General features: G+C 51.7%; 8 protein-coding genes and 2 pseudogenes. 6 read left to right on the top strand and 4 right to left on the bottom strand.

Annotated elements, in window-relative coordinates:
- Nucleotides 1–188: 188 nt before the first annotated feature.
- Together C1P89_RS03455 and apbC are read right to left on the bottom strand one after the other, a co-directional pair.
- Nucleotides 189–470: a YehE family protein gene (locus tag C1P89_RS03455; protein WP_011310237.1), complete on the bottom strand. Its 282-nt coding sequence runs from the start codon at nucleotides 468–470 to the stop codon at nucleotides 189–191.
- Nucleotides 471–714: 244 nt separating this feature from the next.
- Entirely contained in the window at nucleotides 715–1,824 is a 1,110-nt protein-coding gene (gene apbC / locus C1P89_RS03450; protein ID WP_001005463.1) for an iron-sulfur cluster carrier protein ApbC, read from the bottom strand.
- Between the two features lie 131 nt (nucleotides 1,825–1,955).
- On the opposite strand from apbC, the gene metG reads away from it, so the two are divergent.
- Entirely contained in the window at nucleotides 1,956–3,989 is a 2,034-nt protein-coding gene (metG, locus tag C1P89_RS03445) for a methionine--tRNA ligase (protein WP_005136810.1), read from the top strand.
- Nucleotides 3,990–4,129: 140 nt separating this feature from the next.
- Nucleotides 4,130–4,877, top strand: a pseudogene (locus C1P89_RS03440) (WGR domain-containing protein); the annotation flags it as partial.
- An 8-nt stretch (nucleotides 4,878–4,885) separates the two neighbouring features.
- Here the strand turns inward: C1P89_RS03440 and C1P89_RS03435 are convergent.
- Nucleotides 4,886–5,583, bottom strand: a protein-coding gene (locus tag C1P89_RS03435; RefSeq protein WP_094096600.1) for an IS1-like element IS1A family transposase whose coding sequence is annotated in 2 segments (ribosomal slippage) — nucleotides 4,886–5,334 and nucleotides 5,334–5,583 — 699 coding nt in all. Because the reading frame shifts where the segments join, the coding sequence is not laid out codon by codon here.
- A gap of 54 nt (nucleotides 5,584–5,637) precedes the next feature.
- Between C1P89_RS03435 and C1P89_RS03430 the strand changes: the two are divergent.
- The 4 genes and pseudogenes from C1P89_RS03430 to C1P89_RS03415 form a co-directional block, all read left to right on the top strand.
- Nucleotides 5,638–7,842: pseudogene (locus tag C1P89_RS03430) on the top strand (DUF5682 family protein); the annotation flags it as partial.
- Nucleotides 7,835–8,971, top strand: a complete 1,137-nt coding sequence (locus C1P89_RS03425) for a VWA domain-containing protein (RefSeq protein WP_001292764.1) — start codon at nucleotides 7,835–7,837, stop codon at nucleotides 8,969–8,971. The pseudogene C1P89_RS03430 and the gene C1P89_RS03425, both read left to right, overlap by 8 nt.
- The gene (gene yehQ, locus C1P89_RS03420) at nucleotides 8,968–10,968 is read left to right on the top strand and encodes a zinc finger protein YehQ (protein WP_005136807.1); all 2,001 of its coding nucleotides are present in this window, start codon (nucleotides 8,968–8,970) and stop codon (nucleotides 10,966–10,968) included. Before C1P89_RS03425 ends, yehQ begins: the two co-directional genes overlap by 4 nt.
- Before the next feature lie 124 nt (nucleotides 10,969–11,092).
- Nucleotides 11,093–11,554: a YehR family lipoprotein gene (locus C1P89_RS03415; RefSeq protein ID WP_001295429.1), complete on the top strand. Its 462-nt coding sequence runs from the start codon at nucleotides 11,093–11,095 to the stop codon at nucleotides 11,552–11,554.
- Nucleotides 11,555–11,594: 40 nt separating this feature from the next.
- Here the strand turns inward: C1P89_RS03415 and C1P89_RS03410 are convergent, their stop codons facing one another.
- Nucleotides 11,595–12,065 (bottom strand): YehS family protein, encoded by a 471-nt coding sequence (locus C1P89_RS03410; protein ID WP_001295430.1) that lies wholly within the window; start codon nucleotides 12,063–12,065, stop codon nucleotides 11,595–11,597.
- Nucleotides 12,066–12,102: the final 37 nt, after the last annotated feature.

The raw sequence follows: 12,102 nt of genomic DNA, 5'->3' as shown, positions 1-12,102 counted from the left end.
TATTTATTTGAAACAAATTAACCATTGCAATATAAATACAACAAATATTTAAGAGTATTAACTATTTATCGCATCTATCAATTAATGTAGATTTATGTAAATGGTATTGTTGATATCAATAAAAAAGCCGAAATCATTTATATAAATGATTTCGGCTTTCTAAATGCAATTAAAATCAGGTTGCCAAATTAATCGTAGCGATTTAACACGATTCGACGTTTGCTATCGCTACCTGCAACAACCACTTCTGTCGTTACACCTTTGACGGGCGAAGAAAACAGATGACGGGTGTCAACATTATACGTTAACTGACCACAATGCGGTTGAGGTTGACCATTAACCATAGCCATACTGCATGTTGGGGGACTGATCCTGCCATTAATCGCTAATGTGGCAGTCTCTGAAGAGAATGCGGGAGAAGCCAATCCATAGGCAAGAAAAATAATTCCTGACAGCCAATACTTATTCATTGAAGGTTATGCCTGGATAGAATGAGTGCATAACAAACTATAGCTGTACATCCACTACACAGCCACGAAGGATGATAATGAAGCATTGCCTGTATGATCAATCGACTTTGTAGAGTTTCGGACGAAGGTCCGCAGAATATTCGCAGTATTAAATAAGTGTTCATTAATGCGGCAAAAACTAATACACCGCATCAATGTAACATCTCTGCGGTGTATGAAGAATAACCAGAATGGTTAATAGGCGTTAGACCGCGCGGAAGGAAATCTCGCCTGGAATGACTTCACCCTGCCAGTAGAGCTGAGCTGCAACGCGGTCAGCCAGCTGGCGGTAGATAGCGGTAAATTCGCTCTCCGGACGGCTGATAACCGTTGGCGTGCCTTTATCGAGATCCTCACGTAAGGAGATGTGTAACGGCATCTGCCCCAGCAGCTGTGTGTGGTATTTTTCAGCCAGTTTCTCTGCACCACCGGTACCGAAAATCGGTTCATGGTGACCACAGTTACTGCAAATATGCACACTCATGTTCTCGACAATACCAAGCACCGGAACCTCGACTTTCTCGAACATCACAATGCCTTTTTTCGCATCGATCAAAGCGATGTCCTGCGGGGTGGTGACCACGACTGCACCAGTTACTGGAATGTTTTGCGCCAGCGTCAATTGAATGTCACCGGTGCCTGGCGGCATATCAAGCACCAGATAGTCGAGATCCGGCCACAAGGTTTCCTGCAACATCTGCATTAACGCCTTGCTCGCCATCGGTCCACGCCACACCATCGCATTGTCGTCAGTGACCAGATAACCAATTGAATTGGTTGCCAGGCCATGAGACATAATCGGTGCCATATGGGTACCGTCCGGCGAAGTTGGACGCTGATTTTCTGCGCCCAGCATGGTGGGAATTGATGGGCCGTAGATATCGGCGTCCAGAATGCCGACTTTCGCCCCTTCCGCCGCCAGTGCCAGCGCCAGGTTTACCGCCGTGGAGGATTTACCCACGCCGCCTTTACCGGAACTGACCGCAATGATGTTCTTCACACCATTAATACCCGGCTGATTCTTCACGCGTTTTAAGGTGGCGATATTGTGCGACAGTTTCCAGTCGATAGCTTTCGCCCCGGTGATACGCAGCAGTTCGGCGCTACATTGCTCTTTTAACTCTTCAAACGCGCTATGCCAGACGAATGGCATAACCAGTTCCACATGCAACGTGTCGTCCATCCAGGCGACATGGTGCAACGCGTTCAGCGTGGTGAGGTTATGCTTCAGGGTTGGGTGCTGAAAATTGGCCAGTGTCCCGGCGACCATTGCGCGCAAGGCTTCTGGTGATTTGGCCTGGGATTGTTCGTTCATCCCGACTCCTTTTTTGTATAGATAAACCATCAGCTGATAGTTTACCTGAAGAATATAGAGAAGTACTTACTTAACATTTTCCCATTTGGTACTATCTAACCCCTTTTCACTATTAAGAAGTAATGCCTACTATGACTCAAGTCGCGAAGAAAATTCTGGTGACGTGCGCACTGCCGTACGCTAACGGCTCAATCCACCTCGGCCATATGCTGGAGCACATCCAGGCTGATGTCTGGGTCCGTTACCAGCGAATGCGCGGCCACGAGGTCAACTTCATCTGCGCCGACGATGCCCACGGTACACCGATCATGCTGAAAGCTCAGCAGCTTGGTATCACCCCGGAGCAGATGATTGGCGAAATGAGTCAGGAGCATCAGACTGATTTCGCAGGCTTTAACATCAGCTATGACAACTATCACTCGACGCACAGCGAAGAGAACCGCCAGTTGTCAGAACTTATCTACTCTCGCCTGAAAGAGAACGGTTTTATTAAAAACCGCACCATCTCTCAGCTGTACGATCCGGAAAAAGGCATGTTCCTGCCGGACCGTTTTGTGAAAGGCACCTGCCCGAAATGTAAATCCCCGGATCAATACGGCGATAACTGCGAAGTCTGCGGCGCGACCTACAGCCCGACTGAATTGATCGAGCCGAAATCGGTGGTTTCTGGCGCTACGCCGGTAATGCGTGATTCTGAACACTTCTTCTTTGATCTGCCCTCTTTCAGCGAAATGTTGCAGGCATGGACCCGCAGCGGTGCGTTGCAGGAGCAGGTGGCAAATAAAATGCAGGAGTGGTTTGAATCCGGCCTGCAACAGTGGGATATCTCCCGCGACGCGCCATACTTTGGTTTTGAAATTCCGAACGCGCCGGGCAAATATTTCTACGTCTGGCTGGACGCACCGATTGGCTACATGGGTTCTTTCAAGAATCTGTGCGACAAGCGCAGCGACAGCGTAAGCTTCGATGAATACTGGAAGAAAGACTCCACCGCCGAGCTGTACCACTTCATCGGTAAAGATATTGTTTACTTCCACAGCCTGTTCTGGCCTGCCATGCTGGAAGGCAGCAACTTCCGCAAGCCGACCAACCTGTTTGTTCATGGCTATGTGACGGTGAACGGCGCAAAGATGTCCAAGTCTCGCGGCACCTTTATTAAAGCCAGCACCTGGCTGAATCATTTTGACGCTGACAGCCTGCGTTACTACTACACTGCGAAACTCTCTTCGCGCATTGATGATATCGATCTCAACCTGGAGGATTTCGTTCAGCGTGTGAATGCCGATATCGTGAACAAAGTGGTTAACCTGGCCTCTCGTAATGCGGGCTTTATCAACAAGCGTTTTGACGGCGTGCTGGCAAGCGAACTGGCTGACCCGCAGTTGTACAAAACCTTCACTGATGCCGCTGAAGTGATTGGTGAAGCGTGGGAAAGCCGCGAATTTGGTAAAGCAGTGCGCGAAATCATGGCGCTGGCTGATCTGGCTAACCGCTATGTCGACGAGCAGGCTCCGTGGGTGGTGGCAAAACAGGAAGGCCGCGATGCCGACCTGCAGGCAATTTGCTCAATGGGCATAAACCTGTTCCGCGTGCTGATGACTTACCTGAAGCCGGTACTGCCGAAACTGACCGAGCGCGCAGAAGCATTCCTCAATACAGAACTGACCTGGGATGGTATCCAGCAACCGCTGCTGGGCCACAAAGTGAATCCGTTCAAAGCGCTGTATAACCGCATCGATATGAAGCAGGTTGAAGCACTGGTGGAAGCGTCTAAAGAAGAAGTGAAAGCAGCTGCCGCGCCAGTTACTGGCCCACTGGCAGATGATCCGATTCAGGAAACCATCACCTTTGACGACTTCGCAAAAGTTGACCTGCGCGTGGCGCTGATCGAAAACGCAGAGTTTGTTGAAGGTTCTGACAAACTGCTGCGCCTGACACTGGATCTCGGCGGTGAAAAACGCAATGTCTTCTCCGGTATTCGTTCTGCCTACCCGGATCCGCAGGCACTGATCGGGCGTCACACCATTATGGTGGCCAACCTGGCACCGCGTAAAATGCGCTTTGGTATCTCCGAAGGCATGGTAATGGCTGCTGGTCCTGGCGGGAAAGATATCTTCCTGTTAAGCCCGGATGCTGGTGCTAAACCAGGCCATCAGGTGAAATAATCCCCCTTCAAGGCGCTGCATCGACAGCGCCTTTTCTTTATAAATTCCTAAAGTTGTTTTCTTGCGATTTTGTCTCTCTCTAACCCGCATAAATACTGGTAGCATCTGCATTCAACTGGATAAAATTACAGGGATGCAGAATGAGACACTTTATCTATCAGGACGAAAAATCACATAAATTCTGGGCAGTTGAGCAACAGGGAAACGAGTTGCATATCAGTTGGGGAAAAGTTGGCACCAAAGGGCAAAGCCAGATAAAAAGTTTTTCAGATGCTGCGGCAGCGGCAAAAGCGGAGCTTAAGCTGATTGCGGAGAAGGTGAAGAAGGGGTATGTGGAGCAAGCGAAGGATAATTCTTTGCAACCTTCCCAAACGGTAACGGGCTCTCTCAAGGTAGCGGACTTATCCACCATTATTCAGGAACAACCCTCTTTCGTAGCAGAAACCCGTGCGCCTGACAAAAATACAGATGCTGTTTTACCGTGGCTGGCGAAAGATATTGCTGTCGTTTTTCCGCCCGAAGTTGTACACACCACGTTAAGTCATCGCCGCTTTCCCGGAGTTCCTGTTCAGCAAGCAGACAAATTGACCCAATTACGTCGCTTAGCCTGTAGTGTGTCGCAACGGGATAATAAAACAGCCACATTTGACTTCAGCGCCTGTTCTTTAGAATGGCAAAACACCGTCGCCCAGGCGATCAGTCAGATCGACGGCCTGAAAACAACACAGTTACCATCACCAGTAATGGCTGTACTCACGGCACTTGAAATGAAATGCACAAGATATAAAGTGCGTGAGGATGTTATGGATCAGATCGTCCAGGAAGGCGGTCTGGAATATGCTACTGATGTAATAATACACCTTCAACAGATTGATATTGAAGGTAATGACTCCAACTTATTGATAGTGTTTTATGTTCAGATAATGCCCGATGACTTTGTCATGCAGCTCCACCGATTTTGAGAACGACAGCGACTTCCGTCCCAGCCGTGCCAGGTGCTGCCTCAGATTCAGGTTATGCCGCTCAATTCGCTGCGTATATCGCTTGCTGATTACGTGCAGCTTTCCCTTCAGGCGGGATTCATACAGCGGCCAGCCATCCGTCATCCATATCACCACGTCAAAGGGTGACAGCAGGCTCATAAGACGCCCCAGCGTCGCCATAGTGCGTTCACCGAATACGTGCGCAACAACCGTCTTCCGGAGACTGTCATACGCGTAAAACAGCCAGCGCTGGCGCGATTTAGCCCCGACATAGCCCCACTGTTCGTCCATTTCCGCGCAGACGATGACGTCACTGCCCGGCTGTATGCGCGAGGTTACCGACTGCGGCCTGAGTTTTTTAAGTGACGTAAAATCGTGTTGAGGCCAACGCCCATAATGCGTGCAGTTGCCCGGCATCCAACGCCATTCATGGCCATATCAATGATTTTCTGGTGCGTACCGGGTTGAGAAGCGGTGTAAGTGAACTGCAGTTGCCATGTTTTACGGCAGTGAGAGCAGAGATAGCGCTGATGTCCGGCAGTGCTTTTGCCGTTACGCACCACCCCGTCAGTAGCTGAACAGGAGGGACAGCTGATAGAAACAGAAGCCACTGGAGCACCTCAAAAACACCATCATACACTAAATCAGTAAGTTGGCAGCATCACCGCCAGCGGCCACGATACGTATTGATTGAAGGCCCGGCTGATTTTAATGACCGGGTAGACGAACTGTTTTTAGCCCACCAGCTTCCGGTAGCTATTTACAGTTATTGCCAGTATCAGGACGGTGCAGCCCCCGGGCGTGGTGCCTGGACGCCATTTGCTGAATTTTCGCCGGAGTGGCAGGCGCTACAAGCCGCACGTCGTATTCAGGCACAAACTTACTTCATCGATTTGCCTTGCTGGGCGCAGAGTGAAGAAGTGGACGATTCGCCTGATACGCAAGAGGAAAGCCAGGCCTTGCTGCTGCGTGCCACCCGCATGGATAACAGCGACACCCTGTGGGATCACTTGTTCGAAGATGAAAGCCAGCAAACTGCATTACCCTCTGCACTGGCGCACTATTTTGCCCAACTGCGGGGCGATTCCCCCGGCGATGCACTCAATCGTCAGCGCGAAGCCTTTATGGCCCGCTGGATTGGATGGGCGATGCAGCAAAACAATGGCGACGTGTTAGTCGTCTGCGGTGGCTGGCACGCTCCTGCACTGGCAAAAATGTGACGCGAATGCCCGCAGGACATTAACACGCCGGAATTGCCCTCGCTGGCAGATGCCGTTACAGGTTGTTATCTCACCCCCTACAGTGAAAAGCGCCTTGATGTGCTGGCAGGATACCTTTCCGGTATGCCTGCCCCGGTCTGGCAAAGCTGGTACTGGCAGTGGGGCTTACAGCAGGCGGGAGAACAACTGCTAAAAACGGTTCTTACCCGTTTGCGCCAGCACAAATTGCCTGCTTCGACCGCGGATATGGCTGCCGCTCATCTGCATGCGATGGCGCTGGCACAGTTGCGCGGACATAAACTACCGTTACGCACTGACTGGCTGGATGCCATAGCAGGCTCGCTGATTAAAGAAGCCCTGAACGCGCCGTTGCCGTGGAGCTATCGCGGAGTTATTCATCCCGACACCGATCCGATTCTGCTAACGTTGATAGACACATTAGCGGGTGACGGATTCGGTAAACTTGCCCCTTCTACGCCACAACCGCCTCTGCCAAAAGATGTCACCTGCGAACTGGAACGTACCGCAATCTCTCTTCCGGCGGAGCTTACCTTAAATCGCTTTAACCCCAATGGGCTAGCGCAAAGTCAGGTGTTACATCGGCTGGCAATACTGGAGATCCCAGGGATTGTACGCCAGCAGGGAAGCACACTGACACTTGCAGGCAACGGTGAAGAACGCTGGAAATTAACCCGCCCGCTTAGCCAGCATGCGGCATTGATTGAGGCCGCCTGCTTTGGTGCCACACTCCAGGAAGCCGCACGCCATAAATTAGAAGCCGATATGCTGGACGCGGGTGGAATCGGCAGTATCACCACATGTCTTAGCCAGGCGGCGTTAGCGGGTCTGGCGTCCTTCAGTCAACAATTACTGGAGCAACTCACATTATTAATCGCCCAGGAAAATCAATTTGCCGAAATGGGCCAGGCGCTGGAAGTGCTATATGCCTTATGGCGGCTGGATGAAATTAGCGGTATGCAAGGCGCGCAGATATTACAAACGACGTTATGCGCGGCTATCGATCGCACGCTGTGGCTGTGTGAATCTAACGGCAGACCAGATGAAAAGGAGTTTCACGCTCACCTGCATAGCTGGCAGGCGCTTTGCCATATCCTGCGCGATCTACATAGCGGCGTTAATTTACCCGGCGTTTTTCTTTCTGCGGCGGTAGCCTTACTGGAGCGCCGCAGTCAGGCGATTCATGTCCCGGCGCTGGATCGCGGCGCGGCTCTTGGCGCACTGATGCGTCTGGAACATCCCAACGCCAGTGCCGAAGCGGCGCTGACGATGCTGGCGCAGTTATCCCCGGCACAATCCGGCGAGGCGCTGCACGGTTTGCTGGCGCTCGCCCGTCATCAACTGGCCTGCCAACCAGCATTTATCGCCGGTTTCAGTAGTCATTTAAATCAACTGAGTGACGACGATTTTATTAACGCCCTGCCCGATTTGCGCGCGGCGATGGCCTGGCTACCGCCACGAGAACGCGGGACACTGGCGCATCAGGTGCTTGAGCATTACCAGCTTGCGCAGCTTCCTGTTTCAGCGCTGCAAATGCCGTTGCATTGTCCTCCGCAAGCCATTGCACATCATCAACAACTCGAACAGCAGGCACTGGCATCGCTGCAAAACTGGGGAGTTTTCCATGTCTGAACTGAACGATCTTCTGACCACCCGTGAGCTACAACGCTGGCGATTAATTCTTGGCGAAGCGGCAGAAACGACGCTTTGTGGGCTGGATGACAACGCCCGGCAGATAGACCACGCGCTGGAATGGCTGTATGGGCGCGATCCTGAACGGCTCCAGCGTGGTGAACGCTCCGGTGGATTAGGTGGCTCAAATCTCACCACTCCTGAGTGGATCAACAGTATTCACACGCTGTTTCCGCAACAGGTGATTGAGCGGCTGGAAAGCGATGCCGTACTGCGCTACGGCATTGAAGATGTGGTGACGAATCTCGACATGCTGGAACGTATGCAGCCTTCTGAAAGCCTGCTACGCGCCGTTTTGCACACCAAACATCTGATGAATCCCGAAGTACTGGCTGCCGCCCGCCGGATAGTGCGCCAGGTTGTTGAAGAAATTATGGCTCGACTGGCAAAGGAAGTTCGTCAGGCTTTTTCTGGTGTCCGCGATCGCCGTCGCCGCTCATTTATTCCACTGGCGCGAAACTTTGATTTCAAAAGTACTCTGCGCGCTAACCTGCAACACTGGCACCCGCAACACGGCAAGTTGTATATCGAATCCCCCCGCTTTAACAGCCGCATTAAACGCCAAAGCGAACAATGGCAACTGGTCTTACTGGTTGATCAAAGCGGATCGATGGTGGACTCGGTGATCCACTCTGCGGTGATGGCGGCCTGTTTGTGGCAGTTACCCGGCATTCGTACCCATCTGGTGGCGTTTGACACAAGCGTGGTTGATCTCACGGCAGACGTTGCCGATCCGGTAGAGTTATTAATGAAAGTACAGTTGGGCGGCGGGACCAATATCGCCAGTGCCGTGGAGTATGGTCGGCAACTTATTGAACAACCAGCAAAAAGCGTCATTATCCTCGTGAGCGATTTTTACGAAGGGGGTTCATCATCATTGCTGACGCATCAGGTGAAAAAGTGTGTCCAGAGCGGCATCAAAGTGCTGGGACTGGCTGCGCTCGATAGCACCGCAACACCTTGCTATGACCGCGATACGGCCCAGGCGCTGGTTAATGTCGGCGCACAAATAGCCGCCATGACGCCGGGCGAGCTGGCATCATGGCTTGCGGAGAATCTTCAGTCATGAATTCACTACGTCCGGAATTATTAGAACTGACACCGCAGGCCCTGACGGCGTTAAGCAATGCCGGTTTTGTTAAGCGCAGTCTTAAGGAACTGGAAAATGGCAACGTCCCGGAGATCAGCCATGAGAACGACGCTTTAATCGCCACCTTCAGTGACGGTGTCCGTACCCAGCTGGCGAACGGCCAGGCACTGAAAGAGGCTCAGTGCAGTTGCGGGGCCAACGGTATGTGCCGTCATCGCGTGATGCTGGTGTTAAGTTATCAACGACTTTGTGCCACCACTCAGTCTACGGAAAAAGAAGAAGAGTGGGATCCGGCAATCTGGCTGGAAGAACTGGCTACCCTTCCCGATGCTACCCGCAAACGCGCACAGGCGCTGGTCGCTAAAGGCATCACCATTGAGTTGTTCTGTGCGCCGGGTGAAATTCCCTCTGCCCGCTTACCGATGAGCGATATGCGTTTTTATTCCCGCAGCAGTATTCGTTTCGCCCGTTGTGATTGTATTGAAAGCACACTTTGCGAACATGTCGTACTGGCAGTACAGGCCTTTGTCCAGGCAAAAGCGCAGCAAGCGGAATTGACTCATTTAATCTGGCAGATGCGCAGCGAACACGTCACATCATCTGACGATCCGTTTGCCAGCGAAGAAGGCAAAACGTGTCGTCAATATGTTCAACAACTAAGCCAGGCATTATGGCTGAGCGGCATCAGCCAGCCGCTTATTCACTACGAGGCCGCTTTCAGCCGCGCGCAGCAAGCAGCGGAACGCTGCAGCTGGCGATGGGTGAGTGAATCGCTACGGCAACTGCGCGCCAGCGTTGATGCCTTCCACGCCCGCGCCAGCCACTATCATGCCGGAGAATGCTTACGTCAGCTTGCGGCATTAAACAGTCGATTAAATTGCGCACAAGAGATGGCCCGGCGCGACAGTATTGGTGAAGTTCCTCCTGTGCCGTGGCGCACGGTCGTTGGCTCTGGCATTGCCGGAGAAGCAAAGCTTGATCATCTGCGGCTGGTGTCTTTAGGTATGCGTTGCTGGCAGGATATTGAGCATTATGGTTTACGCATCTGGTTTACCGATCCCGACACCGGCAGTATTTTGCACCTTTCGCGCAGTTGGCCGCGAAGTGAACAGGAAAACTCACCGGCAGCTACGCGTCGGCTGTTTAGTTTTCAGGCTGGCGCACTAGCGGGCGGGCAAATTGTTTCACAAGCAGCAAAACGCAGTGCCGATGGCGAGCTGCTGTTAGCTACCCGCAACCGCTTAAGCAGCGTTGTGCCGCTGTCGCCTGATGCCTGGCAAATGTTGAGCGCGCCGTTACGCCAGCCGGGCATTGTGGCTTTGCGGGAATATTTACGCCAGCGTCCCCCCGCCTGCATACGGCCTCTTAATCAGGTCGATAACTTATTTATTCTGCCGGTCGCTGAGTGTATTTCGCTCGGTTGGGATAGCAGCCGCCAGACGCTGGATGCGCAGGTAATCAGCGGCGAAGGTGAAGATAATCTCCTGACGTTATCCCTTCCGGCATCTGCCTGTTCTCCTTTTGCCGTTGAACGCATGGCGGCGCTTTTGCAACAAACAGACGACCCCGTGAGTCTGGTTTCTGGCTTTGTCAGCTTTGTAGAGGGGCAATTGACACTGGAACCACGGGTGATGATGACAAAAACCCGCGCCTGGGCGCTGGACGCAGAAACTGCGCCTGTGGCACCGCTACCTTCTGCCAGCGTTTTGCCTGTGCCGTCTACCGCTCATCAGTTGCTGATGCGCTGCCAGGCGTTACTTATTCAACTGCTCCATAACGGCTGGCGCTATCAGGAACAGAGCGCTATTAGTCAGGCAGAGTTGCTGGCGAATGACCTCTCCGCGGTCGGTTTTTATCGGCTGGCACATGTGTTGGGACAATTTCGTAATACAGAAAGCGAGGCACGGGTAGAAGCAATGAATAACGGTGTTTTACTTTGCGAACAATTATTCCCCATGCTTCAGCAACAAGGATGAAATAGTGCTTTTTACTAAGAGTTCTACTCCAGTTCCGGACTGCTCACGCCACGGTATTAGGCATATCCTATATAGCCCCTGGTGAGAGTCACCAGTTCCTTGATTAAATAAAATGGAGTTTTACATGAAGGCTTTCAATAAGCTGTTTTCCCTCGTTGTTGCATCTGTTCTGGTTTTCTCTCTTGCTGGCTGCGGTGACAAAGAAGAATCGAAGAAATTCAGCGCCAATCTGAACGGCACTGAAATTGCCATTACCTATGTCTACAAAGGTGACAAGGTGCTTAAGCAATCTTCTGAAACCAAAATTCAATTTGCCTCCATTGGTGCAACCACCAAAGAAGATGCTGCCAAGACACTTGAGCCGTTAAGCGCCAAATACAAAAACATCGCGGGTGTTGAAGAAAAATTAACCTATACCGATACCTACGCGCAGGAAAACGTGACTATCGATATGGAAAAAGTGGATTTTAAAGCCCTGCAGGGTATTTCAGGAATCAACGTTTCTGCTGAAGATGCCAAAAAAGGTATCACTATGGCGCAAATGGAACTGGTGATGAAAGCCGCTGGTTTTAAAGAAGTGAAATAATCTGTCGGCGGCCATGTTTCGCATGGCCGCCATACCCGTCTTAGCTTTTCTTCACATGCTGGCGCGCTGCCAGTCCACGCAGAAAATAACGTAAAAATTGATCGCCGCATTCGCGGAAGTTTTTATGATCCGGTGCGCGCATCATCGCTGTAATTTCCGGCATCGAAACGCGGAACTGCTGTTCGGTGAGGATCGCCAGAATGTCATCGGTTTTCAGCGAAAACGCGATGCGTAATTTTTTCAGCACGATGTTGTTATTAATGCGACGTTCCGGCTCCAGTGCCGGAGCAGACTCATCCTTGCCGCGTTTTTCATAAATCAGGCCATTGAGGAATGACGACAAAACAATGTCCGGACAACGCTGAAAACCCTCTTCGTCTTCTTTACGTAGCCAGACGGCGATCTGTTCCGCGGTGGCTTCGACATTACCCAGCGCCAGAATACGCACCAGGTCATTATTATTGGCTTTCAAAATGTAGCGCACGCTGCGCAGAATATCGTTACTTAGCATGAGGCCTTCAGGTGTTGATGAGGCAAAAAGCCATTTT

Origin of the sequence: Shigella sonnei, assembly GCF_002950395.1 — a bacterium.
In the GTDB taxonomy this organism is placed as follows: domain Bacteria; phylum Pseudomonadota; class Gammaproteobacteria; order Enterobacterales; family Enterobacteriaceae; genus ECMA0423.
The sequence above is the reverse complement of the archived record's forward strand: the minus strand, read 5'-3'. Positions and strand labels throughout refer to the sequence as shown.